This is a genomic window from Actinomyces qiguomingii (assembly GCF_004102025.1).
Lineage (GTDB): Bacteria > Actinomycetota > Actinomycetes > Actinomycetales > Actinomycetaceae > Actinomyces > Actinomyces qiguomingii.
Genome location: NZ_CP025228.1, coordinates 1,344,021 through 1,370,516, shown reverse-complemented (window position 1 = coordinate 1,370,516; position 26,496 = coordinate 1,344,021). Strand labels below are relative to the sequence as shown.

Annotated in this window: 16 protein-coding genes, 4 pseudogenes and 1 other annotated feature; of the genes and pseudogenes, 6 read left to right on the top strand and 14 right to left on the bottom strand. The window is 64.3% G+C overall.

From position 1 onward, the window contains the following. Positions 1-3: 3 nt before the first annotated feature. From CWT10_RS05630 to CWT10_RS05595, 8 genes are all read right to left on the bottom strand, one after another. Entirely contained in the window at positions 4-1,032 is a 1,029-nt protein-coding gene (locus tag CWT10_RS05630; protein WP_103063640.1) for a glycosyltransferase family 2 protein, read from the bottom strand. A gap of 113 nt (positions 1,033-1,145) precedes the next feature. Beyond that, positions 1,146-3,338, bottom strand: a complete 2,193-nt coding sequence (locus CWT10_RS05625) for an N-acetylmuramoyl-L-alanine amidase (protein ID WP_103063641.1) — start codon at positions 3,336-3,338, stop codon at positions 1,146-1,148. Positions 3,339-3,660: 322 nt separating this feature from the next. Continuing rightward, complete coding sequence (locus CWT10_RS05620; RefSeq protein WP_233188230.1) at positions 3,661-4,353, bottom strand: response regulator; 693 nt, start codon at positions 4,351-4,353, stop codon at positions 3,661-3,663. 12 nt (positions 4,354-4,365) lie between these two features. Further along, positions 4,366-5,523, bottom strand: a complete 1,158-nt coding sequence (locus CWT10_RS05615) for a sensor histidine kinase (RefSeq protein ID WP_158247670.1) — start codon at positions 5,521-5,523, stop codon at positions 4,366-4,368. Between the two features lie 230 nt (positions 5,524-5,753). Then, positions 5,754-7,724, bottom strand: a complete 1,971-nt coding sequence (locus tag CWT10_RS05610) for an ABC transporter ATP-binding protein/permease (RefSeq protein ID WP_103063644.1) — start codon at positions 7,722-7,724, stop codon at positions 5,754-5,756. Beyond that, positions 7,721-9,034 carry a peptidoglycan-binding domain-containing protein gene (locus tag CWT10_RS05605; RefSeq protein WP_158247671.1) on the bottom strand — a complete coding sequence of 438 codons (1,314 nt, stop codon included), beginning with the start codon at positions 9,032-9,034 and terminating at the stop codon, positions 7,721-7,723. The genes CWT10_RS05610 and CWT10_RS05605 overlap by 4 nt, the downstream gene beginning before the upstream one ends. Next, positions 9,021-9,962, bottom strand: a complete 942-nt coding sequence (locus CWT10_RS05600) for a hypothetical protein (protein WP_128683303.1) — start codon at positions 9,960-9,962, stop codon at positions 9,021-9,023. The genes CWT10_RS05605 and CWT10_RS05600 overlap by 14 nt, the downstream gene beginning before the upstream one ends. A 29-nt stretch (positions 9,963-9,991) precedes the next feature. After that, positions 9,992-10,399: a peptidase inhibitor family I36 protein gene (locus CWT10_RS05595; protein ID WP_128683302.1), complete on the bottom strand. Its 408-nt coding sequence runs from the start codon at positions 10,397-10,399 to the stop codon at positions 9,992-9,994. A gap of 1,108 nt (positions 10,400-11,507) precedes the next feature. Between CWT10_RS05595 and CWT10_RS17925 the strand changes: the two are divergent. Both CWT10_RS17925 and CWT10_RS17920 read left to right on the top strand, forming a co-directional pair. Next, positions 11,508-11,704 (top strand): annotated as a pseudogene (locus CWT10_RS17925) (transposase); the annotation flags it as partial. Positions 11,705-11,779: 75 nt separating this feature from the next. Next, a pseudogene (locus tag CWT10_RS17920) lies at positions 11,780-12,098 on the top strand (IS3-like element ISTesp3 family transposase); the annotation flags it as partial. A 219-nt stretch (positions 12,099-12,317) separates the two neighbouring features. Here CWT10_RS17920 and CWT10_RS17915 read toward each other — a convergent pair. Further along, positions 12,318-13,586: pseudogene (locus CWT10_RS17915) on the bottom strand (IS3 family transposase); the annotation flags it as partial. Beyond that, positions 13,173-13,304 (bottom strand) — a sequence feature (AL1L pseudoknot). It overlaps the preceding pseudogene by 132 nt. A gap of 24 nt (positions 13,587-13,610) precedes the next feature. Here CWT10_RS17915 and CWT10_RS17300 point away from each other — a divergent pair. Both CWT10_RS17300 and rfbB read left to right on the top strand, forming a co-directional pair. Next, positions 13,611-14,315: pseudogene (locus CWT10_RS17300) on the top strand (IS3 family transposase); the annotation flags it as partial. Between the two features lie 219 nt (positions 14,316-14,534). After that, positions 14,535-15,530, top strand: coding sequence for a dTDP-glucose 4,6-dehydratase (gene rfbB, locus CWT10_RS05570; RefSeq protein ID WP_103063661.1), 996 nt, complete (start codon positions 14,535-14,537; stop codon positions 15,528-15,530). 40 nt (positions 15,531-15,570) lie between these two features. Here rfbB and CWT10_RS05565 read toward each other — a convergent pair whose 3' ends face one another. From CWT10_RS05565 to CWT10_RS05550, 4 genes are all read right to left on the bottom strand, one after another. Then, positions 15,571-17,283 (bottom strand): LGFP repeat-containing protein, encoded by a 1,713-nt coding sequence (locus tag CWT10_RS05565; protein ID WP_103063660.1) that lies wholly within the window; start codon positions 17,281-17,283, stop codon positions 15,571-15,573. A gap of 48 nt (positions 17,284-17,331) precedes the next feature. Beyond that, the gene (locus CWT10_RS05560) at positions 17,332-19,332 is read right to left on the bottom strand and encodes a DUF6541 family protein (protein ID WP_233188234.1); all 2,001 of its coding nucleotides are present in this window, start codon (positions 19,330-19,332) and stop codon (positions 17,332-17,334) included. A 33-nt stretch (positions 19,333-19,365) separates the two neighbouring features. Beyond that, a complete protein-coding gene (locus CWT10_RS05555) occupies positions 19,366-21,327 on the bottom strand; it encodes a DUF6541 family protein (RefSeq protein ID WP_103063658.1) in 1,962 nt (653 codons plus the stop codon). A gap of 122 nt (positions 21,328-21,449) precedes the next feature. Then, a complete protein-coding gene (locus CWT10_RS05550) occupies positions 21,450-22,745 on the bottom strand; it encodes a nucleotide sugar dehydrogenase (RefSeq protein WP_103063657.1) in 1,296 nt (431 codons plus the stop codon). Positions 22,746-22,845: 100 nt separating this feature from the next. Between CWT10_RS05550 and CWT10_RS05545 the strand changes: the two genes are divergently transcribed. After that, positions 22,846-24,003 (top strand): glycosyltransferase, encoded by a 1,158-nt coding sequence (locus CWT10_RS05545; RefSeq protein ID WP_103063656.1) that lies wholly within the window; start codon positions 22,846-22,848, stop codon positions 24,001-24,003. Positions 24,004-24,021: 18 nt separating this feature from the next. Continuing rightward, on the top strand, positions 24,022-25,098 hold the full coding sequence (wecB, locus tag CWT10_RS05540; RefSeq protein ID WP_103063655.1) for a non-hydrolyzing UDP-N-acetylglucosamine 2-epimerase: 1,077 nt from the start codon (positions 24,022-24,024) through the stop codon (positions 25,096-25,098). A 418-nt stretch (positions 25,099-25,516) separates the two neighbouring features. Here wecB and CWT10_RS05535 read toward each other — a convergent pair whose 3' ends face one another. After that, complete coding sequence (locus CWT10_RS05535; protein WP_218937330.1) at positions 25,517-26,290, bottom strand: hypothetical protein; 774 nt, start codon at positions 26,288-26,290, stop codon at positions 25,517-25,519. Between the last annotated feature and the right edge of the window lie 206 nt (positions 26,291-26,496).

Here is a 26,496-nt window from a genome sequence, read left to right as displayed (position 1 = left end):
TGCTCAGGCCTCCCGCGCAGAGGGATCGCTGCCTCCGGGCGCCCGGTCGCTGATGATTGCGTCCCGAATGCCGGATATCCGCGTATCGTCCACGCGACCGTACTCGATGTTCTTCACCCGCTCCAGCGTCTCCTCGATCAGTACCCGGTTGGTGCGCTGCAAATCCGCGATCACCAGCAGAGCCACGCACAGCAGGGCCGCCACCAGCATGGTGGTGCCGAACAGCAGGGACTGGACGTGGCCGCCGGCAGTGCCCAGGCACCACAGGATGAAGAAGCGGATGAATGGGATGGCCCCAATGATCGCGAAGAACGCTGCCAGCCAGCCCAGCACCACGTGCGGCTTGAACATCAGGTAGGAGCGGGTGATCGCTCCCCCTGACTTCGCCATGTGCTGGAAGATGTTGTTGAACAGGCGCGATTCACGGGTCTTGGGGTTGGTGGTGATGGGCACCGAGGCTATGCGCAGCCGCTTGTTGCCCGCCTGGATGATCGTCTCCATGCAGTAGGAGAACTGGGTAATCACGTTGAGTTTGAGCAGGGCGTTCTTGGAGTAGGCGCGGAACCCGGAGGCGGCGTCGGGCAGGCGAGTGCCGGCCGCGTAGTTGACCACCTGGGAGCCGAAGTGCTGCATGCGCTTCTTGAACCAGGAGAAGTGTGCGATCTTGGCGGTCTGCCGATCGGCAATGGCGATGTCGGCCTCACCGCGCACCACCGGGGCCACCAGGTCGCCGATGTACTCCTGCTTGTACTGGTTGTCGCCATCGGTGTTGACCACGATATCGGCGCCGTGCGCCAGAGCGTAGTCCACGCCGTCGCGGAAGGAACGGGCCAGCCCCATATTGCGGGCGTGGAACACGAAGTGCTTGACCCCGTGCGCCCGGGCCACCTGAACGGTGCGGTCGGTAGAACCGTCGTCTATGACCAGGATCTCGATCTCGTCCACGCCGTCGATATGGCGTGGGATCGTGTCCAGGACTATGCCCAGTGTCCCCTCCTCGTTCAGACAGGGGACCTGCACGAACAGTTTCATCGACTTCCTTCTCACGGGCTCACTACCACTCGGGCAAGACACGGCGCGAGGGCCGCGACTAGACTACAAGTCGTAGTGAGCCCGCGCCCATCCGAGAGGTCGGGCCGTGCTGTTCAGCGCACCACTCCCAGCGTGTCCTTGCCGTTCCCGTTCCAGTCGCCCACGATCGTCTGGTCCGTAGCCCGACCGTAGGTCTGGACGATGTCGGCGACCCCGCTGGTCAGAGAGTTGCGCACGTAGTAGGTCGCGCTGCGGCGCACCGCCAGGGTGTCCTTGCCGTCACCGTTCCAGTCACCAACCAGCACGGCGTCGGTGGGTTTGCCGTAGGTGACGACCCGGTCCGCCTTGCCACCCGCCAACGAGTTCTTAATGTGATACTCACGACCTCGCCGCACCGCCAGGGTGTCCTTGCCGTCGCCGTTCCAGTCACCAACTATGACCTGATCGGAGGCGGTGCCGTAGGTGACCACCTTGTCCGCGTTGCCGCCATACATGGAGTTCTTGAAGTAATAGGTGTTGCCGCGGCGCACGGCGAGCGTGTCGGTGCCGTTGCCGTCCCAGTCGCCCACGAGTACCTGATCGGTGTTCCTGCCGTAGACGAATGTGCGCAGGCTGGCACCGGAGGTGTTGGTGTTGCGGAAGCCGTACGATGCACCGTTGCGCACACCGGTGGTGTCGATCCCGTCCCCGTTCCAATCGCCTGCGAATACTGCGGTCGCCGGGGTGGTGTAGGTGAAGGTCTTGTTCGCCTGGGCGGACCAGGAGTCGTTGAGATAAATCTGGTGGCTGCGTGCACTGCTTGACGTGCCCTTGGGCGATGACGTCGAATTGCCGGTCGAGCCGTTGATCTGGCTCTGTGCGGTTGAGCGGATCTGTCCCAGTTTGGAGTAGCCGATGTCTCCCGGGCAGGTCGTGTAGCCGACGTCGCGGTGTCCGGTGATGGCGGGCAGTGAGATCGTCTGCCCGGCACTGTACTTCTGGGTCGACTTGAAGGTGAAGGGGGCGGAGCCGGTGGCGCTGGTGACCCCGGCCCGCTTCAGGAACCAGCCCGCCATCTTGCCGACGTTGGTCAGCTGGGTAGAGGAGGGCGACACCGTTGTGTAGGTTCCCATCATGGAGATGCCCATGGTGCCGGTGTTGGCGCCGTAGGCGTGACCGCCAACAACCATTTTGCCGGCCGCGGCGCTGGTGGATCCGTAACGGCCCTCGAAGACCTGCCCGTACTTGTCCACCAGGAAGTTGTAGCCGATGTCGCCCCAGCCGAGGGTGACCGCGTGGTAGTAGTAGATGCCGTTCACGATCGAGGCGGATTGGCCGGAGCTGTAGTTGTTCGTCCCGGCGGTGTGGTGGACAATCACGTGTTTTGCGGTCGCATACGACGGCGACCAGGTCATGTAGGAGGAGTTGGCGCCCCATTCCGAGCGGGTGATAACCGGGACGGGCAGCCCGCCCGCAGTGGTAGTGGCCGCCAGCGCGGCGGGCAGGTTCGAGCCTGCCGACATGCCCCCGCCCGTGCCGTTGGCCTCTGCGACGGAGTCGGTCTGGAGCGGCTCGGGCTCCTGCGCCGGCGCAGCCGGGTCGTCAGCCGATTGTGTGGCGGACTCGGGGGCGGGTGTTAGCAGGCCACCCGTCAGATCGTCCTCCGACTCCTCCGGGGTGGCCACCGCAGTGGGTTCGGCGTCCGCGGATTCGAGTTCGGCGGGGTCGAGTACCTCCTCCCCGACTGGCCGCCCCGGGATCAGGGCCAACTGAAGATCGGTCGGGAGCTGAGCCGCGTCGCCGACGACGCTGGCCTGGACGGCGTCGGCGCCGCCGGTGACGAATTCCTCGGTGCCGGCGATGCCGGTGTCATCGTCCCTGCCAGCGCCGCTGACCTCGTTGAGGTACCACTCCGACCAGATGCCGCCCTCGCGCACCCGCAGATAGACGTCAAGTCCTTCCGGCAAGTCATCGGCGCCGGTCCAGGTGAATCCCGCCACCAGGAAGTCATCCACCTCCAGTGGCTCGGTGAGCAGAACTGCGTCTATCTCCGGATCCACACCGCCCGCGGCGGACGCCTGGGCCAAAGCGTCCAGTTGGGGGACGAGCACCGACGCAAAAGAGGTGCCGCCACTGACGGAGGCCGACGCGGTCTGCACCAGTCCCGCCTCTGCGGCGTCTGTGGCCTCTCCTGCGGAGGTGGTCAGCTCAAGGAGTTGCACGGGCGCGGCCTCATCCGCGGTATCGGCGACCGCCGTTGCCGGCATGATTCCGGCCGCGAGCAGCGGGATCGCCACGCTCAAGCCGAGAAGTCGGGGGGTTCTCATGGGATTCCTTTCAGTGCACGGTCAACGAGCCACCTTCTACATGTGCACATTGGGACGCGTGTGACTCATGTGATTCATGATGCACCTTACCGCTCACCCGCCTTCAGTCCACCCCTTTGTGCCCCATGCCATAATCGCACCGGCGTAATTACAGCCATGTACTCTCCGGCTTTCGCGCGGTACTCCGCCCCTTCCACCGTATGAGTGCGGGGATTGCAGAACCGTTTCGGACTCCTCGGGCCAAGACCGAGCAAGGGCAAAGGACGGCGGAGGAGACGTAAGTCGCCCGCCAGAGGATCCCCCCCTGCCGAGAATCTGCGACTCAGCGCCGACTATCTGGGTAATACCGCGCGCGGGCAGCGAGCACGGCCAATTGGGTGCGCGAGCCGCATTCGAAGGCGGCCAACACCTGGGAGGCGTAGGTCCGCACGGAGGCCTCTGACAAACCTGTGTGCCGCGCGATCACGCGGTTCGTCACCCCTGCCACAATCCCATCGAATACCGGACGCAGGCGCGGGTCGAGGCCTTCGATGCGAGCATAGAAGGACTGCGCCTGTTGCCGTTCCGCCTCCTGCCTGCGGTAGCTATCGACCAACCGCTCAGTAGCAGCCGGCGCCAGCACCCGTTTCCCCGCTGCTGCCGCGATCACAGCACTCACGATCGTCGAGGCGGGAAGGTCCTTGGTCAAGAACCCATCAACCCTCTCCAGCAAGGCCCGCCCCAGACTCTCGGGGTATTCGAATGCCGTCAGCATGACGATACGCACATCCGGAAATCGACCAGCTATGACACGCGCGGCCTCCACGCCGCTCATCTCCGGCATCGCGTAGTCCAGGAGCAGCACATCCACCTCCTGGCTTTCAAGTGTCACCATGGCCTGCGCGCCGCTGGCGCACGCCCCCACCATGGCAATGCGTGGCTCCCGAGACAAGAGCGCAACCAGGTCCGACCGCAGTGATTCGTCGTCGTCCACCAGCAGGACACGGACAGCGCCAGTGCCACACCCTTGCACCATCGTGTGCACCTCTCACTCCTTCCTTGGCGGGAGAATACAGGTCACGACCCAACGCGATCCTACGGGACCCACATGGAGCTCACCACCACCGGACTGAATTCGGTCACGCATGATATCCAGCCCCTGCCCGCCGCGAAGTACGGGCACATGAGAGCCCTCAACCCGATCGCATGCATCCGGAAGAGCAGATGACACCGTAACCCCGTCACCCTCCTTCCCCAGACTCACGGTAATACTCACCTCTCCCTTGTGCGCCGCGTATTTGAGGACATTGACCGCGGCCTCGCGTAACACCAGCCCGAGTAGCTCGCCGTGGACAGTATCGGGTTGGCACTCTCCGTCAGCACCCTCTATCTCGGCATCGACATCGAAGCCGCGCGTGCGCAACATGTCGGCACATTCATGCGCAACCTCCTGCACCTTCCATGAGGCTGGAGTCTCGTCGACTGTAGGTCGCAGCACCGCGACCACCGAGCGGACGCGCTGCAGCGCCGCACGGACATCCTGCTCGATCCCAGCCAATACGGCCGCGGCCTCCTGCTGCCCGCTGCCGGCAATCTGACAGCGCAGAATGATGTGTGTAAGGTCGGTCGCAACCGTGTCATGCAGATCAGCGCCGAGTGCAGCACGAATCCTGGATTCGGCGAGTTGGCTTTCCACCTCCAGGACATGCACCCGTTGAGCAAGCTTCTCCTCACGGCACTGGTACTCACCTATGAGGTAACCTGCTGCGCTGCAAAGCAGGACGACTACCGCCGTGCTCTCAATGAACGCCGAGGTACTGGGGTATTCCCCCCATAGAGCCCCTTGCTCAACCGCAACACCTGCGATGAATCTCAAATACCAGCCCTTGGCGACCCACATCACCAGGACGAAATAAGCCAATACGAGCGCAGCCCCCGACAGCGCAATCTGCTCGGGCAAAATGTGAACCAGTGCGCACGCGGCGATGACTAGGCCCCCACCAACTCCCGGCGAGAGTCCTGCCAACACTCCCAGAGCGGCCACTACAATCGAGCTCCATATCGCCCCCGTCGGCCCTGTCCCGGAGAAGACGGAAACGATATCGACCCCTAGGAGAACAGCCGCCACCACCGTAAAAACCCAGAACCGCCCGGGCAGCGTAGTAAGGAACGATCGCATTGCGCGTACAGCTACCTGCATAGCCATGGGAGTATCCGACAGAAAACCGGAGTTCCCCGCATTGGCAGATGGTATTGGGTTTCTAACTGGACCGGAGTTCCTCCCATCAGTGAGAGTACGAGAACCGCCGCCGCAAACGTCTTCATTCTGTGTCCCCATCCCCCTTTCGCTGCCGACACCTGGCACCAGAGTACCTTAGTCGCCAAGGCCGACACGCGGCCTGGTCCTCCCCGCCTGAACAGATGGCACGGATGGCGCTAGCGCAGAGCCTGAGCGGGTTGGATGCGCCCGGCCCGATGCGCGGCCCACAGAGACGACAGCAACCCATTGGCGATTCCCAGGACGATGCCCAGAGGCAGCATCCGCAGATCTATGACCGGCTGCCATTGCTGGGTGATGGCCACTATTAGAAGCGCCACAACAGAGCCCACAGCACCGATCATGCCACCGGTGATGCCGATCAGCAGACTCTCCAGGCTGACCAGCCGGCGCAGGTTCCTGGGCCGCGCTCCCATGGCCCGGCGCAGCGCCAATTCACCAGTGCGTGCCTGAACTGCGGAGGTCATGGCGTTGGACAGCACCGCCACCCCCACAACAGTGGCCACTGCGGTGAGAGTCAACAGCACCGTATTGACGGAAGGCTCGATACTTTCGCGCAGAGAGGAGGGATCGGGCGGCGCATCGGTGGTGACGGCGTCGGCATACTCGGGAGACCAGGCAACGGCGGCAACCCGGGCCACCTGCCCAGCAGCTCCCGCTCGCACCTGGATCTCTACACCGGTGGATTCTACTTCGCCTATGTCACGGGCACGCGCCTGGGTCAAGACGATCCCGTCGGTGAGTTCTGGCCGCATTCCCGCCGATGTGACAACACCGGCGATTTCGTAGGGCCGCCCGGCAACCCACAGGGTCGGCGAGGCCTCAAGGGGACCGATGCCGAGTCGCGAGGCGGCGGTCGAGCCTATCAGCACCTGGTCGTCTTCCAGCTGCGAGAAGCCCACGGGTGTAGCGGTCACTTCAAGCAGGGTCGAGGAGTCCGGTACGGTACTGATACCGAACAGGCGCGCGTCCGTTGTGGGGGCATATGCGCTGGTGGCAGCCGGGATCTCCGACAGGGTAGTGATGCCCATAGCGTCCTGCACACCGGGGATGGCACGAATCCTTGTCATGGCCTCAGGATCGGTGACGGCCAGTGCCAACATAGAGGAAGTCGAGTCCAGCGCACCGGTGTCGACGGCGATTGCGACGCGACGGTTGCGGGTGGCGTCGAAGGCGGCGGAGACCTGGTATTTGGCCGTTTGGGCAATACCCATTGTGCTCAGCGCCAGCATGATGGACAGGACGACCACCGCGACCAGTCGCGCTGTGCGTCCCGGCTCGGTGGTCAAAGACAACAGCACGTCACGCAGCATGGCCCGACGCGCCACGAGCGGTAGACGACGGCTTCGGCGTCTAGCTGCCTGCGTTTGCTTTTCCTGTACCGGTAGGGCAACCGACTCGGCGCGTGCGAAAGGCGCCGCCGTTGCCCGCTTGGCGTCCGCGGAGGAGACTGTTGCAACACCGGTCTCACTCAGGCGACCATCAACTACTCGCACACGGCGGCCTGCCCGTGCGGCGACCGCAGGATCGTGAGTGACCACAACAACAGTGGTTCCGCTGGCGTTGAGCGACTCCAGGATGTCCATGATGGCCGTGGAGGAGGCAGAGTCGAGATTGCCTGTGGGCTCGTCGGCCAGCAGTACGGGATTGCCTGCACATACAGCGCGGGCAATGGCAACCCGCTGACGTTCACCGCCGGACAGGCTCCCCGCGGGCACACCCGCCCGCTCCCCCAGACCGACGAACTCCAGGGCCTGCTGCGCGCGTGCCATGGCTTCGGCTACGTCTACATTGTGATAGAGCAGCCCGATCATGACGTTATCAAGGGCGGTGCGGTGAGGCAGAAGGTGGAAGGATTGGAAGACGAACCCGAAGGTCTCACAGCGAAGCGTCGCCAGTTCCTTCTCCCGCATGCCGGCGGTGTCGACACCGTTGATCAGGTAGGTGCCGGTAGTGGGCACATCGAGCAGCGCAAGTATGTTGAGCAAGGTCGACTTGCCGGCACCCGAGGGACCTTCGATGGCAACGAAGTCGCCCTGGAGTATGTTGATGCTCGCCCGGTCCAGAGCTATAACCGGGACAGCCGCGTCATATACGCGGCTGGCGTGGTCGAGGACGAGCGTGGTCATGCGCCGTCCACCCGGAGCGCATCACCTTCTGAAATGGGACCGTCAGCGTCAATGGCGCACTGGCCTCCGACGCAGCCGAGCACCGTGACCGTCTCAGTCGTCGCCGTACCATCGGTGACTTTGATGACGGTAGCGGTTGATTCGGTGGTGCTGAGGGCACGCTTGGGCACGAGCAGGGCGCCGGTAATGGTGGGGTTGCGCTGAATGGTCAGCAGCAGGGTTCCGGTGTCACCGGAGGGGGTGGGCAGGATGGTGCCATCGGTCGTCTGAAGTATGAGCACACTAGTGGTGTTCTGGCGCTTAGTGCCTCCGACACCGGAGTCGGACTGCTCCGTAGCGGTCTCCTCGGTCTTCTTGCGTTTCTCGGTGACAGCGAGGTTGATAGTGGCACCGTCGACCGTGGCGGTGGCGGTGGTGCGAGGATCCAGCGCGGCGGCAACCGAGTCGGGCACCTCGGCCTCGATATGGGGACTTCCGGACGATAGACCGATCTTGGCATTGTCAGCAGTCAGCACGGTGCCCACATCCGGCGCGGAAACAACACTGGTTTCCGCCTGCAGACCGGGAACGAACAGCACCTCGGCCTGGGGTAGGGTGACCAGGGTCTTACCAGAGGTGCTGTCCCGGTTCTGCGCTTCGGAATCGGTTCCGGCGGACGTAGAGTCACGGGAAGCGTCTTCGTTCTTCTTGCCTCCGGCACCGCCGTCGCTTGCCGCGGTGCTTGGGGCAGCGGAAGAACTGGAGGAGGAGGAAGTGGTAGTGGCAACAGTGCTGCCGAGGTCGTGGTATAGGGCGGTCAGGGCTGCTGCGGTGGCGGCACCGAAGTCTCCATCGGCACTGACACCGTAGCCGAGGGAGGCGAGGGCCTGCTGCAACTGGACCACGTCATCGCCCTGGTCGCCCTGGACTAGGTCCCGGTAGGTGGGAAAGGAACCGGGCAGGACGATTACCGGACGTCCGTTAACCCGCATTAGGGACTGCCCCGGAGAAATTGATTGGCCGACCTGCACGTTGACAGAGGTGACGACACTCCGGCTCTCATCCCGCAAGGACAGCATCACAGTAGTGTCCTGCGCCGCTACAACCGAGCCTTGAGCGGTTATCTCGTCACGCAGATCTCCCACAGCGACGGTCGCGGTCACAGGCGCAGCACTGGGAGGCGCGGCGGCGGCATCGCGTTGGGCGGGCGATTCAGTAATTCGAGCCACCCACCAGGTCCCGCCTACAAGGGCGGTTACCAGCACCGCTCCGAGCGCTGCGCCCAGCACCAGTCGTATCCGGCTGGAATCGCCCCGCTCAGACTCTGCCACGGTTCTCCTCAATGTAGCTGATAAGCGCATCGGTTTGTTGTTGGATCAGGTCCGCACGCGCAGCCAGCTCAGCGGAGTGCTCCTGCACGTAGTCGTCCAGGCCCTGCCAAGTGAGGTCGTAGACGAGGCGGTCGTATCCGGACGTCTCGTAACACTCGGCCTCCTGTACGGCCATGTTGATCTCATCCTCACTGATGCTCGCGCTATCAGTCAACGCCAAGTTATCGACCCCATCAAGCCCTAACCTGGTCATGATCGATGGGGCCGTGCCAGGCTCCTCGGGCAGGTCAGGTACACCAAGAGGCTCCATGCACTTATGCCACGCCTCATTGGCATCAACGACAGCCGGGTTCGCAGCAACATTGCCCGGAAAAACCAGGTCGACAGCAGTGACGGTATCGAATAATTCATTGTTCTGCACCCCCTCAGAACACCCATCCAGAGCATTACTGTAGTCGTCGCCTTGCTGCGAGATGTACTCCCGCGCGGAAATCAGCTCGGCATTCATCTCCTCCGGTGCGAGACGGAATCCGTACTGCGCCGCTTCCTCCGGCGTTCTCACGCGCGCATAACTGGGCTCACGTCTGTTACCCGGGTCATTCCAGTCGAAGGACACCACTGGATAGGAGTAGCCCAACTCCTGCATACACATGGCGACAGATATATCCCAGGCGTAATCGGTGAGGCGGTGGTCCACCCCGCGATACGGATCCGTTGGGAGGGTTCCCACGGCGTAGTCCTTGACGACCTCACCGGTTGCGGACTCGGACCCGTCAGCGGGAAGTGAACCGGCGTCGACCGCTCCCAGGTCGACCACACCTCCCGCAGCGGTCTCAGGATCTTGGGCAGACTTCCCCTGCCCCAAACCGCAGGCGGCCAGGGCGGCCACTAGCAGAACAACGACTCCGGCTACGCGGATCCTTTTCATGTCAGCAACCGCCCTGGACAGGCAAATCATCAGCCGCACCTCTTGTAACCGTCGAAGTACGCGGAAGAGATCGTGTCGTTCATGTACCTGTAGTTCGCCAGATTCCTGACATTGCCCCCTCTCGGCACGCGCAAGCTGTATCCGCGGCCATAGGCGCCGGTGAACAGACACGTCCCCTCACTCGTCCCCCTATTCTTGACCGAAGACACCACGTTGTTCGCGTTCTTGCCATTGGTGAGCCTGTGCAGCGACAAATCGGGAATGTAGTGCTTGAACGAAACAGCACCACCCCCATATGAGTGATGCTCCCACATGCAGGTGTTCCCCGTCCCACAGTCGCCCTGCGCAGCCTGCGCGGGAACGGCAAGGGCCGCAATTGAAAGCATTCCGGCAGCCACCACGGCAAGCGCCTTTCGTATTACCTTCACAATAACCACATCCTCGTGAGCTTCTGCGTGCGCCGGCTGGATTACCGACAGCTAGAAGCTATCATCAAACACGGGCACTCCCACACTCCCTGACGTAGAATATCAACATTGATCGATATGGGGCGCGTTCAGGGTGTAGCAGCTGGCCGTAAAGGCCGCCGACACCTGGAGTGGCAGCACCGGCACCGTTGACAAGCGGTAGTCTGCTTGCCAGCGTCCTGCTGTCGGCGTTACCGATGGTGTCGGTTTCTTGCGGTGGGTTGCGGGCCTGCTCGTGCTGGTCGGGGTGCCCCTGCGTTCTGTGCGTCGTCAGGCGACGGCTGGTAGTTGCTGGTTCTGGTGGGTCGCAGAGGAAGCCTTAAGCGATCATGGCGTATGGGATGAGCATGCGGCGGTGGTGGGTGTGGGCCCGGCCAGCTGCTGACCTGTTTCAGCGTTAATGCGGGCCATGGGGTTGCACGGCCACCGGCCGCGCCAAATCACCGCGTACCACGCGCAGCGCTCCTAAGGGAGCAGTGCCCCGGCGGACCTGGCGGGCAGGCACTTCAGCGCGTTCAGGCCCAACGAGTTGTGGGCGTGTGGACATTCCCCCCACTACGTGACAGGTACCCCCACCTGTGTGCGCGCCCTGTCCGAGTGGGTGTATGTGGCCTTCGCCCGCCGACGTGCTGCTCGCCTCGGATCGTCGGCTGGCAGACCACCCGCGAGCCCGTGTACACCGACCTGACCCAGGAGCGCCCCCCTTGAAGATGGGTATCTGGCAGCACCCGGCACGAAGGGCGCGGACCTAAAAGGGCCTGACCCCGCCACACGCGGCCGGGTGCGGCTGTACCGGGCCATCCGAGTGCGGGCAGGCCCTGCTCGGACTGTGATGCTGTGGCCTCGGTGGGCACCCGAGGGCGACTTCCTTTCGGCTTCGCGCTGGCCGAGGCCCTGATACTGGCTGTACAAGGCGGAACTGATCCTTCGGCCGCCACTGCCTCGACTCCCACGACCCCCTGGCAGGGACGACGCCCGTGTTCGCTACCGCCCAGTGGGCGCAACTGGGCCTTGACCCTGTTTGTTGGACACGCTGATTCCGGCCCTGCGGGGCTGGGGAGAGCGAGATGATCTGACTATGGTTATGAAGAGCTATTCGGAGGAGCTTGCGTCGTCAGGCGGTGGACTTGTACGAGACGACACCGGGGGCGATGCGTGCGTGGCGTCGCCCAGGACCTGGGGGTCTGCCGGGGCACGCTGCGCGGCTGGCTGCACCGGTGGGGCACCGGAGGTAAGACCGGTCCGGATGGGGCACCGGCCCCCAGCCCGCTCAAACCCAAGACCGACCTCGGGGACAGGACCGGGACCCAGACGCCAGCGCAGGCCGGCGCGGAGTCGATGGAGGAGCGGGTCGCCCGCCTGGAGGCGGCCAACGCCGCCCTGCGGGCGGAGCGGGCCAAGCTGACCCGGGAGCGGGAGATCTTGCAGCAGGCGGCCAAGTATTTCGCGGGGGAGACGATCTGGTGAGCCGCTTCCAGTTCGTCGCCGACCATGCAGCCACCCATGGGGCGGGAGCGGCTTTGTGAGTTGCTGGAGGTAGCCCGCTCCTCCTACTACGCCTGGAAGGCAGGTGCTCCCAACAGGGCGCAGCGGGCGGCGGCCGATACCGCACCGGGCCGAGCCGGTACGGGCCATCAATGCCGGTGACCGGGCCATGGGCGCTCCCAGGACCCGCCGCCGAGCCAGGCGAGGGGATCGACAAGGGCTCCGACGGGCGGATTGTCAAGCCCCGGGTTTTGTGGAGGCTGTTTTATCTGGCGCCGGCGGTTGCCGGCTGGGGTTGGTTGGGGGTGGTCTGCTCGCCGACGTCCATGGCCTCAGCCTCTGCCTCGGTTTCGGGATCGGCGATGGTGTCGGTGGTGTCGGTGGTGTCTGGTGGTGGTGGGGTGTATGCCTGCTCGTGCTGGATCGGAGTGTGCATGCCTATGGCGGAGTGGGGGCGGACGGTGTTGAACCAGTGCACCCATTCGGCGGTAGCGAACACGGGCGTCGTCGATGCCCTCCCAGGGGCCGTGGGCGTCGAGGTAGTGGCGGTTTCGGATGAGTTCGGCCTTGTATAGGGAGTTGAGGGCCTCGGCCAGAGCGAAGCCGAAAGGAAGTCGCCCTCGGGTGCCCACCGAGGCCACCGCATCACAGTCGGACAGGGCCTGCCCATAGCGGATCGCCCGGTACAGCCGCACCCCGGTCGGAGTGATGGATCAGGCCGGTAAGGTCGGCTCCTTCCCGCTGGCGCTGCCAGATACCCATCCTCAAGGCGTCCAGGGCCAGATCGGTGTACAAGCTCGTGGACGTCTGCCAGCCGACGATCCGACGGGAGTAGACGTCGGTGACGAAAGCCACATAGACCCAGCCCGATAGGGTGCGTACGTAGGTGGGGGTACCTCCCACGTAGTGGGGGAATGTCCGCGACCCACAGCTCGTTGGGCCTGAAGGCGCTGAAGTGTCTTTTGACCAGGTCCGCCGGGCAAGCGTCCTTCGGTGCGGACCGGGTCGTCCTGGGCGATTTGGCGCGGCGTATGCCGTGCAGCCCCATGTCCCGCATAAGCCTCTCCACGGTACAGCGGGCCACATGCCCCAGGCCGTGCCGAGTGGATTCCTCGGGCCGGTTGAGCATCGCATGCATCTTCCTTGCGCCCAGTACGCAGTAGTTGTTCTCATGCACTCGCCCGATTTCGGCCTTCAGAGCCTGGTCGCGCACAGCCCTGGCACTGGGGGGACGGGTCTTGCGGGCCCGGTAGGCGGAAGGGGCGATCTTCATGCCTGACTGTGTCAGGACCTGGCAGATCGGCTCGACCCCAAGGTCTGCCTTGTTGTCATCAATGAATGAGTCGATGACCTCTACCGGCGGTCGAGCTCCGCCCGGGGCGCATATACGCGCTCGCCTTGCGCAGGATCTCATTAGCCCTGCGCAGCTCGCGTACTTCCTTCTCCAGCTCCCTGATCCGCTGGGCGTCCTCGCTCGTGGTTCCCGGCCGGGCGCCCGCGTCGATCTCGGCCTTCTTGACCCAGGTACGCAGCGCCTCGGGGCGGGGCGCCCAGCTCCTCGGCGATCCTCCAGGTTCGCCCCCTTAGACCTCTCGGGGTCCCTACGGGCCTCCACCGCCATCCGGGTGGCCCGCTCCCGCAGCTCCTCGGGGTACTTCCTTTGTGCACTCATGACAGTGATCCTTCCGTGTATTCACTGCCTCCATCAAACCCGGGGCGCAACAGATCAACCGCAAGGCGGGTTGCCCGCCTGATGCGGGCCGGCGGCATTGTGGGGGTGCCGCAAGCGGCGCCGGGTGCGTACCACCGCACCGGGACCAGGCGGCGTCCAAGGTATCCCGACCTGCTGGGGCGGGACTACCGCCGCCGATGCCCCCAACCGCAAGTACGTGGGCGACATTCCCCCACTTCGTGGGAGGTGCCCCCACCTATCTGCCGCTGGCTGACGGGAGCAAATCTGTATCTGGCCACCGTCATCGACCGCGCACGGCAGGCGCCTGGTCGGTTGGGCGATACCGCGAGCCGTATGCGCACATCCCTCGTGGTCGACGCCCTACAGGCTGCCGCGCGTGAGCGCGGGAGCCTTAAAGGGGCTGTCTTCCATACCAGGCCATGGCAGCGTCCACACGTCTTCGGCGTTCTATGAGGCCTGCAAGGACCTTGGGGTTACCCAGTCGATGGGTGCGGTGGGCACCAGCGCCAACCAGCGCCCTGGCGGAGTCCTTCAATGCCGCGTTCAAGCGGGAAGTGCTCATGGACCAACGCGCCTGGCCCGACGAGACCACCTGCCGCCGTCAGGCGTTCCGGTGGCTGACCCGCAACAAACACCGTCCGCAGACACTCCTACTGCCAGAACCTGCCCCCGAACACCTACGACAACCACTACACACCCGCCACGCCAGCCACTACGCGTCGAACACGCCGCATGAACCAAACCCCCGTATCCACAAAACAGGGACAAGCCCCTGGATGCCGGTGAGCAGACCACCACCAACCAACCCCAGCCAGCAACCACCACCGCCAGACAAAACACCCTCCACAAAACCCAGGGCTTGACACCGGACTGTGGCATGATTACGGGCGTTCGCACACCTAGCCAACAACGCAGTGGGAGTTGTTCATGCACGTCCTCATCACCGGCGGCGCCGGCTTCATCGGTGCCAACTTCGTCCACCAGACCCTCGTGCGTCACCCCGAAGCCAAGGTGACGGTGCTCGACAAGCTCACCTACGCCGGTAACCAGGGCTCCCTGGCCGATTTGGGCGACCACGTAGAGTTGGTAGTCGGAGACATCGCCGCCGCCGATACCGTGGACCCGCTGGTGGCCGATGCGGACGTGGTGGTCCACTTCGCGGCCGAGTCCCACAATGACAATTCGCTGCGCGACCCCTCCCCCTTCATCTGCACCAATCTGGTAGGCACCTTCACGCTGCTGGAGGCAGTACGCCGTCACGGGGTGCGCTTCCACCATGTGTCCACCGATGAGGTCTACGGTGATCTGGAGCTGGACGACCCGGCCAAATTCACCCCCGACACCCCCTACAACCCCTCCTCCCCCTACTCCGCCTCCAAGGCCGGCTCCGATCTGTTGGTGCGCGCCTGGGTGCGTTCCTTCGGAGTAGAGGCCACTATCTCCAATTGCTCTAACAACTACGGCCCCTACCAGCACATCGAGAAGTTCATCCCCCGGCAGATCACCAACCTAATCGACGGCGTGCGTCCGAAGCTCTACGGCGCCGGTGAGAACGTGCGCGACTGGATCCACGTGCTGGACCACAATGACGCCGTTTGGGAGATCATTGACAAGGGCCGCATCGGTGAGACCTATCTGATTGGCGCGAACGGGGAGAAGAACAACAAGGAGGTTGTTGAGCTCATCTTGGAGCTGATGGGCCGCGACCCCAGCGACTACGAGCATGTGGCGGACCGACCCGGACACGACATGCGCTACGCGATCGACAACTCCAAGCTGGTGCACGAGCTCGGCTGGACTCCGCAGTACACGGACTTCCGTTCCGGCCTGCAGGCCACCATTGACTGGTACCGGGACAACGAGGCCTGGTGGCGTCCGTTGAAGGCGGAGGTTGAGGCCAAGTACGCCGCGCAGGGGCAGTGAGGCTGCCGGGGCGCCGGGTCCCGACGCCCCGCGCCGCAGCTCACACTCCGGTGGTGCCGAACCAGGTACGGTAGTACCGCCAGAAGTTGCGGTTTCCGTAGGCAGAGCACGCATCGCCACTGCCGTACATATTGTCCAGGGCGGCCTTATTGGGCACGTACGGCGTGTAGTTGTACAGCGCTGCCGTTGCCCGATTGAGGATTGGCACGGTCTGTGATCCGCACCCGGCATTCGGGTTGTTCGCTACTTCCGTGACCTGGCCCGCGCGATAGTTAAATGAGTCGGGCTCGACTCCGTACTGCACTAACCTCGAGGCCGCGTAGTAGATCTGTGAGGGCAGGCCCGCGTAGGTCGGGTCGCAGGGGCTGGTGTCCCGGCAGAACAGACCTGTCGCCTTCGCATAGCGGGTGGCGTTGAGTGTGTTGCCCGTGGCCAGCACGAGTCCCTGCTCCTTCTGCAGGATGACCAGCAGCACCCGGGGGTTGATGCCACAGGCGGCGGAGGTCTTGGCGATTACCGTGGCAACATCCTCGTTGTTGCCGCCCTGATAGGCGCTGCAGTACGCGGAGGTCATGGTGGTGGTGGTCGCCCGGTAGTCCTTCAAGCAGGCGGTACCGTCCGCGGCGGCCTGACAGGATGGGTTCTTCTCGTTCAGGAAGGCCCTTATGGCCGCTGCATCCATGGATGCGGGGTTGAAGAACTCGGCGTCGGAGATGACCATGGCCGCATCGAAACGTGCACCCCCGACGCTCTGCCCACCGGTGCCGGTGGCGATTACACCGTCGGCGGACGTCCAACTGAGCCGACCGCCTGCGAAGGTCTGAGTAGTGATGCCATTGACGACGGTTTCGGCACTGGTGGCCGCGCCCAGGGAACCGTTCGCCCCGCCCCGGGCGGCCCACTCCTTCTGAATGGCGCTGGCATTGCAGGCGCGAACAGGTCGAGATCCCCGATAGACACCGGGGGTGTCTGTACCATTCCCATCCCAGTCGCCGACTATGGCGGTATCTGCGGGACGCCCATAGGTTACAGTCGTTTCGGCGACGCCGGAGCGCAGATCGTTGCGAAGATGCCAGCGCGATCCTCGGCGGACCGCCAGGGTGTCGACGCCGTCACCGTCCCAGTCCCCCACCAGCACCTCATCCCCCACACGACCGTAGGTGATTACGTGATCGGCCTGTCCGCCCGCCAGCGAGTTGCGCAGATAGAAGGTGTTGCCACGCCGCACCGCCAGGGTGTCAACGCCATCACCGTCCCAGTCCCCCACCAGCACCTCATCCCCCACACGACCATAACCAAACACAATCTCCGCCGGTCCTCCAGACAGTGAATTGCGCAGATAGAAGGTGCTCCCACGCCGCACCGCCAGGGTGTCAACGCCATCACCGTCCCAGTCCCCCACCAGCACCTCATCCCCCACACGACCATAGGCGAAAGTGGTGGTTGCGGCGCAGGTTTCGGTCGAGGCGAGCAGGTTGAAGACGGCGCCGATGCGGGTACCCACCGAATCGGCGCCGTCGCCATCCCAATCGCCGACAGTAATCGCATTCGGGCTGCCACCGACGGCCAGGGCAGTATCCGCGAGACCACCCCTCCAGGAGTCGCTCAAGTAGAAGGAGCAGTCGTCGTCGACGACGCAGGGGTCGGTGGCCGTCGCGTATGCCTGTGGTTGCAGGGGCGTTGTGGCTGCTACCAATGCGCAGGTCGCCAGGGCGACGGCGGCGAGAGCGGACAGGGACGCGCGGCTATGCATGGCGCTACCCTCCCAGGAAATCCGTCGCATGGCCAGCGACGCCCCGAGTCACTGGGCATTACATGCGGTTATGCGCCACAGCTGTGCGGCGCCCTGGGAATCAACCAGCTCCACTCCCGTATCGGGCAATTGAGCCAGGGGCGCATCCCAGCGCAGCGGGGCCGTCCCCGTTTGGGAGCCGGAGGCCGTAAGGTCGGTATCGATGAAGAAGTAGTAAGCGCGCATCTCACGAAGTGAGGCACATGCGGACTGATCCAGGTTCGGCCACGTGGACAGCAGCGCCGCCTGCGGCGTGCCCGCGGCGGGGGCGGCGCGCATGGGGTAGGCCACGTGCACCCCGCCGATCGACCACAGGTAGGCGCCGCCCAGTGAGGGTGAGCCAATGACGACGGCATCCCGGGGCAATACCGATGCGGCCCGCTCGAACAGAGCGATCTCATCGGCAGTGACCAAAGTGCCGTACTGGATGCGTCCAGGATCATATACCGATGCCACCATAGCCCGTTCCAGGGGAATCCTTCCTGCCACGGGCAGCGCCACTAGCGCAGCTAACACCAACGCACCGGCATGACGTCGCCAAGGCGTCGCGTGCGCTTGTATCAGCCTAGTCACCACCACAGCCATGCCTTTGGCAGCCAGAGGCATGGCTGGCAGCAGGACTAGCGGGACAATTCTGGCCTTTTGCAGATACCAGGGCGCGCCAAGCTGCCGCCCCACCCACTGTGGTCCGCCCACCGTGACAACGAAGATCAGCATCAGGACCCACAGCACCAACCACGGCCGCAGTCTTCGGTCGCGCCGTCCCGTCCATGCGCCCGCAATGACGAGTGCCCCAAAAACAGCGCCAACAGGAATCAGGGCGCCGGGATATGACCCGTACATCGGTAAGTCCGTCAATGCTTGTACCAGTGTGCCAACAGCTCCGGCCGCACCTCCGGATGGACGCCGATAGCTCAGCACCGACGCCAGAGCCCCTCGCAATCGCCAAGTACTGAGCGCCACGGCGAAGGCGACGACCGCTCCCCCGCCCAGCAGCCAGTACCGTGCGCGTACGGTGCACCGCCCGACCCTGAGCACCATCTCCGCCAGGAACGGCGACGCCAACAGCACCAGATTGAACAACCCCGTTCCATGCGCGGCCACTACGCCGCCGCAGGCCCCGATCAGCAAGACTGACCATGAAATCCACAGGCGTGGTGCGCAGCGCCCCGCCGTGCGGCGTAGCAGATCTAGCGCAACCATGATTCCCGGGAGTCCTAGCACACTTAGTGCATAGGGCCAAACCGCCAGCGCCGTCATGGGAAGCAGGGCGAAGGACACGAGTCCCGCCGTCATCGCCGTCGTGGCAGCCACACCGATTACCCGGGTCAAGTCGCCGCCCACGGCGGAGTCATCGGCATCAACTAGTTGGGTGAGCAAGCCGAATACGCTCAGCGGCCATGCCACAGCAAGGATCGCGAGAATCGCCCCGTTAGTGGCCACCACCGCGCTGCCAGGAGCCAGGGCGACGATCCCGTGCCAAACACTCGGGTAGTAGACGGGGCGACCGGCGTAAAGATCCGCTAGCCCGCCGAACATTGAGGCATTGCCGCCTTCCCGGATGGCAGCCACGGCGTTGAGGTGAAAGACTGCGTCGAATGCTTGGACGGGGTATCCCGCCCCGGGCAGAGTTGTCGTATACACCAGCGCCGGCACCGCCATGGCAACAATCAGCCCAGCGAGAAGCAACCTCTGCCCGTAGGCCCTGCCTGCGACATCCTTCCGATTTTCGAGAATCCTTCCCGTGATCAAGCGTATAAGCGCGGCGGCCAAGGCCGTGACACCGCCGATCACCGCCCATCCCGACGGTCGCCATGCCATCCCCGCGGCCTGCGCCACAACCTCCGCCACCCCAATGATCGCGCTACTGAGCGCCGGCGAGAGCGCAAGGGCCGCTCGCGCATGCAGGTGCCCTGCTCTTGCCACTAGCCATCCGGGAAGCAGAACAATGAGTACGACGGTCGCCGTGGCGACTAACAGCCCGACTGTGCTACCCGTGAATGACAGCATGTTCGTGTTCATACGAATTGCCAGTGCCCCGTGTCAGTCGCAGGCGGTGACACGATATAGGCGCGCCGTGTCTAGCGTCGCCACCAGTTCGAACCCGGAGGTCAGGTCAACCTCGTCGTATCCGGGGAAGTACATCCACCGCTCCAGGTCGGAGATGTCGGAGTCCTCGTAGTAATACGGTGTCCCTCCGATCCTCCTGACGGCATCGCAGACCCTGGGGTCGGTGTCGATACTATCGAAACTGTCGGCCATGAGTCTGGCATCCGGATCGCTTGACGGACTCCATGAGCGGTGCACGCTGGTTGCCGGAGTCAAAACCGGTATGAGGCCCGCGCCGGACTGTGGGAAGCCGTAGACCACGGCGTCACCTGGTAGCTCTTCACCTACGGCCCTCATGCGTTGAGCCTCCAGCGAAGTGACCCACGGCGGATGAATCAGGTATACGTAGCCGCGCACGGCCAACTGCCGGAAGGCTGCCGTGTTGGGCATGCAGATGATCAGTGCGAGCGTCAGGACTACGATCCCCGTTACCGGCCGTGCCATCCGGCGAACGGTTACCGACCGCTCCGGCCGCAGCAGCATCTGGTGCAACCACACAGCGAACGCATCCAGGGCGAGGGAACCTAAATAGGCCAGAATGATCACTTCCAGCGTCAGGAATCTAGGGTAGTCCCGCCACCACCCTCCAACCAGAGCCCACCACGGTCCGTCCGGAAGTCCGGTGATCCACACGCACAGCATCGTGACCGCCAGCGCCGCGATCGGCACCTGCCCCACTCTACGGCGGAACAGCGCCAGGCCGACAAAACCCAGGATGCTTAGGGGCAGGCACATCCACAGCGCGATGGGCACCGGCGACACCTTCCCCACCATGTCATTGAGCAGCAGCGGCGCCAGAAACCGCGACCAGAAGGGGATCTGTCCACGCTCAAAGGAGCCCATCGCGCGCAGGGTGGGCATACCCATCATCACGATCAGGGGCAGCGACGAAACCAGGGCCAGACCAATGATCCCGCCGACACGCCTGTACCGTCGCTTTAGACCGCGTACATGGGGCAACAGCCGCATGAACAGCAGCAGGCAGCCGACCTCAACCGCCCACTGGCCGGCTCCCGGACTGGCGAGTCCGATCCCAAGCACCAATGCCGTCCCGAGCAGCAGCGCACGCCAATCCAGCCTCTCCCTCCAAAGCAGCACAACTGCGGCCAGAGCGGAGGGGATCACGGCAACCGCGAACGCCCCGGAGACCTGTGCGTTGAAGGTCAGCATGAGGCCGGGGAACCATGGTGTCGCCAGGGCTAACCACGGTGCGGCGATCCGTGCGGCCGGCCCCCCACCAGCGGTGGCGGCCAGCATGCCCATACCCGCGGGGAACAAAACGGCGAACAGGGACACGGCCATGGCATTGAATACGAAGGGCGTGCCGACGAAGGGAGTCAGGAACACGGAGAATGCGTGCCAGGCGGTTGGATAGGTTCCCCCCGTCACTGGTAGGGCCGCGGTGAGCATGGAGGCGTCGCCACTACGGTCGATCTCGGTTATTAGGTTCAGCTGCACCATGGCGTCGGTGTTTTGCAGCAGGGCATCAGGAGCGCCGATCGCCCTGGCGAAAAGTGCGATCTGGGTGCACCCGGCCGTGACCACTCCCACGACCGATGCGAGGGCGTCCCGAGCGCGGATGGGTGCGCCAGCGAAGGAGTACTCAGTCGCATCACCTTGCTCGGCCGACCGCCACTGCCGGCGCATCAGTGCCCCAGCCGCTCCCGCACCGCTTATGAGCAGCAACAGACTGCCCGCACTCCACAGGTCCCAGCTGAAGCCGACCCATGGGAACAGTATCGATGAGACACCGACGATTGCGACCGTCACGGCGGGGCCGGCGGCAAGGGCCAGGGGCCGATCTGCCCCTATGCCTGCCAACAGGAGCGTCCCGGGCAACAGCACCGGGAGACTCACAGCCACAGCGGCGATCACAAGGATGACCCAGTCGACCAAGGGCACTCCTCTTCGTGTGGGCGAACTCTAGAAAGGCTGCACGAAACCGGATGGCCGTGATGCAGCAGAGGACTTCACGAACGACGCCCTCGATCCCGTGGTTGGCAGCGCCGGGAGCCTGATCACTCGCCTCCGCCGATGGTCAAGCGGGGGGTGCCGGCCCACAGGGCGGGGTCGGTGGCGCGGCGGCCGTCGAGCAGCAGTCGTACGCCGGGCAGGTCCGCGGGGGCGAGGGTGGCGTACTCGGGGTGGTCGGCCTGGACGATGGCCACGTCGACGGCGTCACCGAGCTGGTATGCGTCCCAGCCGAAGCCGGCCAGCTCGGCGTCGGTGTACATGGGGTCGTGCACCAGCACCTGCGCGCCCTTGGCACGCAACGCCTCGACCGTGGGGAACACACCGGAGAAAGCGGTCTCCTTGACCTTGCCGCGGTAGGAGGCGCCCAGCACCACCACGCGCAGGCCTTCGAGGCTGCCGAGCACCTCCACGGCGCGGTCGACCACATACTGCGGCATGGTGGCGTTGAAGGACCGAGCGGTGCGCACGATCGAGGCGTCCGGATCGGTGGACAGGTACAGGCGCGGGTAGACGGGGATGCAGTGGCCGCCCACAGCGATGCCGGGACGGTGGATGTGGGAGTAGGGCTGGGAGTTGCAGGCGTCAATGACGCGCTGGATGTCGAAGCCGGCCTTGTCAGCGTAGACGGCGAACTGGTTGGCCAGGCCGATGTTGACGTCCCGGTAGGTAGTCTCGGCGAGCTTGGCCATCTCGGCAGCCTCGGCGGTGCCCATATCCCATACCCCGTTGGGGTAGGGAAGGTCCGTGCGCTCGTCAAAGTCGAGTACCTGTTCGTAGAAGCGGATGCCGGCCTGGGTGCCGGACTCGTCCAGGCCGCCCACCAGCTTGGGGTAGCGGCGCAGGTCGGCGAATACCCGCCCAGTCAACACGCGCTCGGGGCTGAACACCAGGTGGAAGTCCTGCCCCTCCTTGAGCCCGCTGATCTCCTCGATCAGCGGCTTCCAGCGCCCGCGGGTAGTGCCGACCGGCAGGGTGGTCTCGTAGGAGATCAGGGTGCCGGGGGTCAGGTGCTCAGCCAGGGAGCGGGTGGCGGCGTCCATCCACTCGAAGTCGGGCTCCCAGGTCTCGTCGTTAACGAACAGGGGCACCACCAGGACGACGGCATCAGCGCGGGGAATGGCCTCGGCGTAGTCGGTGGTAGCGCGCAGGGTGCCAGCAGGTACCAGCTGCGCCAGTCGGTCGGCGAGCTCGGCCTCGCCGGGGAAGGGCTCCCGGGCAGCGTTGACGGCCTCAACGGTGGCTGGGTTGACGTCCACTCCGATGACCTCGTGACCCTTACCAGCGTACTGGACCGCCAGGGGCAGACCAATCTTTCCCAGGGCGACGACGGCGATGCGCATGCAGGTTCCTTCCTCAACAGGCCTTTGTCTGAGACATCGTAAGTCATCGCCGGCTGCGTATCGACCAGCGGGCGTAGTACGACTGCTCTAGGATGCTCCCGTGAGCCATCGCCCCACCATCCTCGTGATCTCCTTCTCCCCAATCGCCCGTGACTCGCGTGTCCTACGTGAGATCAGTGCACTGGCTGAGGTCGGCGAGGTCACAACTGTGGGCTATGGCCCCACTCCCCCACACGCGGCCAATCACTTACAGATACCGGACTCCGCGCCCTCCCTTCCGCAAACCCCGTCCGGTGTGTTGAAGCTGGCGACCCGCCGCCTCCGCTCCTCCGAAACGGCCGCCCCTGCGGCACGCGCGGCGATACGTCTGGTCGGTGATGCCCGCTTCGACATGATTGTTGCCAACGACGCGCGCGCTATCCCCACCGCCTTCGCCGTGGCCCACGGCGCACCCGTCTGGGCGGACATGCACGAGTGGGCGCCGGAGGAACGCACCCACGTGACAAGTTGGCGCCTGCTGGTGGCGCCACTCATGGATCATATCTGCCGGACGTATCTTCCGCGCTGCGCCGCTGTGACGACCGTAGGCGGCGAGATCGCGGACCTATACCGCCGCCACTACGGAGTCACTCCCGAGCTGGTACGCAACGCCGCACCCTTCGCAGACCTGTCTCCAACTACTGTGAGCTCGGACGGATCACTTCGGCTGGTTCACTCCGGCGGAGCCGTCGCGGGACGCAACATTGAGGCGATGATAGACGCCGTCAAACGTCTGGATGAACGTTTCACCCTTGACCTGTACCTCGTCGCCGGGGGTGACGGCGGCACTTACCTTTCTTCACTCAAGGAACGAGCAGCAGACTGCGACCGCATCTTCTTCCGCGAACCGGTGGCACCCGGCGATTTGCCGGAGACCCTGAATCAGTACGACGTCGGCGTCTACTGGATTCCCCCTTTCAACACCAACGCCCGTCTAGCACTGCCCAATAAGATCTTCGACTTCATCCAGGCGCGTCTTGCCGTGGCGGTTGGCCCTGCAGTCGAGATGACGCGCGTGGTTCGCAGCTTCAAGATCGGCGTTAGCTCATCCGGCAACGACGTGTCGGATATCGTGGCTACACTGAGTGCTCTGACACCGGAAAAGGTGTCCCGCTACAAGCAGGCAACCGACCGAGCGGCACACGAGCTGAGTTTCGAGCACGAGAAGCAAACCATCCACACGATTGTCAATGAGTTGACAGCCCCCACGTCACACTAGTTCATAGGAGCCCTCCCCATGAGAATAATGTCCGTCGTCGGCGCCCGGCCGCAGTTCGTCAAGCTGGCCCCGATTGACCGCGCTTTCAAGCAAGCTGGAATCGAGCATGTCATCGTGCACACTGGTCAGCACTACGACCCGATGCTCTCTGACGTGTTCTTCTCCGACCTGGGCATCGCGGCTCCGGATCATCATCTGGGTGTCGGCTCGGGCACTCACGGGCGCCAGACCGGTGCGATGCTGGCCGCCCTGGACGGTGTACTGGAAGACGACCGCCCCGACTGGATGCTCGTCTACGGCGATACCAACTCGACCCTGGCCGCAGCACTGGCTGCAGTCAAGATGCACATTCCGGTCGCCCATCTGGAGGCCGGTCTGCGTTCTTTCAACCGGCGCATGCCCGAGGAGATCAATCGCGTGCTTACGGATCACGCGTCCGACCTCCTGCTTGCTCCAACACAGGTGGGAATGGATCACCTAGCAGAGGAGGGCCTGGAGTCCCGCTCCGTGCTAGTTGGAGATGTGATGACCGACGTGCTGTATCGCGTGCGCGACCAGGTCGCCACGCGGCCCGGTTGCGTCATCATGGATGAGCTCGGGCTGACTGAGGGCACGTACTCCGTGGCGACAATCCATCGCCCGGACAACACGGATAATCCCGAGATCCTAGACACGGTGCTCAACTCACTGGGAGCTGTCGACCATCCGGTCGTACTGCTCGCGCACCCCAGGCTGGTCGCAAAATGCGACGCCGCCGGAATAAATATCGAACGCGGTTCACTGCGTTCTCACCGGCCGCTCGCCTACCCGGACCTCATTGCCTCGGTTATGCATGCGCGTGGCGTCATCACAGACTCCGGCGGTTTGCAGAAGGAGGCGTTCCTGCTGCGTGTTCCAACCACAACCGTACGTCCACAGACCGAGTGGGTAGAGACGGTGCAGCTGGGATGGAATGTACTGGTGGATCCCGGCCCCGACCTAGTAGCCGCAGCCCAGCGCCCGCGACCTGCGGAGACTCTCGCAACCCCTTATGGAGACGGCAATTCCGCTGGAAAGGTAGCCCAGACCCTCTTGGCCGCCGAAGCCGGTTCATGACCACACATCATCCTGGAGGGTTATTCATGGGGGGTGTGGGGGATTTGCGACGCGTGTCAAGCCCCGGGTTTTGTGGAGGGTGTTTTATCTGGCGCCGGTGGTTGCCGGCTGGGGTTGGTTGATGGTGGTCTGCTCACCGACGTCCATGACCTTTGCCTCGGTGACCTGTTTCAGCGTTAATGTCCGCTTGGGGCGGTTGGATCAGACATCATCGTGGTCTTCTTGGTTGGTTTGATTGTCTCGTTGTTTGCGGTTGTAGGCAAGGCGCTGCTGAGCGGCCCGTTTCAGGCCTTCCTGGCGGGCCTTGCGGATGGCCGGCCCGCGCCCGGTGTGCTCGTCCAGGGGTGTGACGTAGCCGGCTTGCGGAGTGCAAGCGTCGGGTTGTTGTACTCGGTGCGCACACAGTCGAGTTCGGCCCTCAGGACAGCGGGATCGGTGATTGCCAGCAGGTGAGGCCACTGGCGCCTTGAGTGTTCCGCCCGGGGACTCGACCCCGGGCCTGGTCGGCCGCGTGTCGCCGGGCGTGGCGGGAGTGCTGGGCGATGGCGACCATGGCCATGAACCTGCGGGTGTTGGCAGCAATCATCTGGGAGCCGTTGTCGGACACCGCCAACAGGATCGGGGTCAGTTCATCGTCTCCGTCAAGCGTCAGCTGGCGCTTCAGGGCCTGGGCTCGTTCCAGGGCGGCCTCGAGCAGGCCTTCGGCGTCCAGGGCCTGCTCGAAGGCGAGGCGGACCTGGTGGTGGGTCTCCTCGCTGGAGACCACATGGGTGATCCACTTGCGTGAGACCAGATCCTCGATGATCAGCACAGTCATGCCGCAGGCGGTGAAGTGAGTGGAGTCGTAGATCCAGATCGAGTTGGGCTTGTACGTCGCCCAGTCGGGGAACGGACGACGCTTGGAGCGCGCTGGCCGGGCGGGATGCCTGAACCGAAGCTCGTGGTCATTCAGGACCCTGCGGACGGTGGAGGCCGACGCCCAGAACAACCCGTTGTAGGAGCCTCGGTGAGCCAGGCGACGGTGAGAGAAGTCCTTCTCACCGAAAGTCTCGAAGGCGTCCACAATCGCCTCGATCTCGCACGGCATCAGGGCATTGACAGCGGCGCCAGGCCGGGCGTCGGCCAGTCCTACCCCGTTCTGGCGCCGTGCCCCGGCGCCGGTAGCGTCGCTCGGCCAGTCCCAGGACCTCACAGGCCTTAGCCACGGTCCAGCCCTGACCGGTGGCGTAGTCCACCAGCTCCAAAAGCCCCTGTTTGACGGGCGCATCCACCCGGGCGGGGACCGGGGCACCGGGCATCAGACCGAGCCCCCTTTTTTCTCCAGCACCACCAACTTCACCGCCTGCTCCGTCACCGTACGGGTCAAGCGGTCGATCTCGGCCCTGGCCTGCTCAAGCT

Excerpts from the sequence above, each read along its gene's own strand:
- CWT10_RS05560 (WP_233188234.1), bottom strand. The coding sequence starts at position 19,332 with ATGCTGTCATTCACGGGTAGCACAGTCGGGCTGTTAGTCGCCACGGCG.
- CWT10_RS05620 (WP_233188230.1), bottom strand. The coding sequence starts at position 4,353 with ATGGTGCAAGGGTGTGGCACTGGCGCTGTCCGTGTCCTGCTGGTGGAC.
- CWT10_RS05615 (WP_158247670.1), bottom strand. The coding sequence starts at position 5,523 with ATGGCTATGCAGGTAGCTGTACGCGCAATGCGATCGTTCCTTACTACG.
- CWT10_RS05610 (WP_103063644.1), bottom strand. The coding sequence starts at position 7,724 with ATGACCACGCTCGTCCTCGACCACGCCAGCCGCGTATATGACGCGGCT.
- rfbB (WP_103063661.1), top strand. The coding sequence starts at position 14,535 with ATGCACGTCCTCATCACCGGCGGCGCCGGCTTCATCGGTGCCAACTTC.
- CWT10_RS05630 (WP_103063640.1), bottom strand. The coding sequence starts at position 1,032 with ATGAAACTGTTCGTGCAGGTCCCCTGTCTGAACGAGGAGGGGACACTG.
- CWT10_RS05600 (WP_128683303.1), bottom strand. The coding sequence starts at position 9,962 with ATGAAAAGGATCCGCGTAGCCGGAGTCGTTGTTCTGCTAGTGGCCGCC.
- CWT10_RS05550 (WP_103063657.1), bottom strand. The coding sequence starts at position 22,745 with ATGCGCATCGCCGTCGTCGCCCTGGGAAAGATTGGTCTGCCCCTGGCG.
- CWT10_RS05625 (WP_103063641.1), bottom strand. The coding sequence starts at position 3,338 with ATGAGAACCCCCCGACTTCTCGGCTTGAGCGTGGCGATCCCGCTGCTC.
- wecB (WP_103063655.1), top strand. The coding sequence starts at position 24,022 with ATGAGAATAATGTCCGTCGTCGGCGCCCGGCCGCAGTTCGTCAAGCTG.
- CWT10_RS05565 (WP_103063660.1), bottom strand. The coding sequence starts at position 17,283 with ATGCATAGCCGCGCGTCCCTGTCCGCTCTCGCCGCCGTCGCCCTGGCG.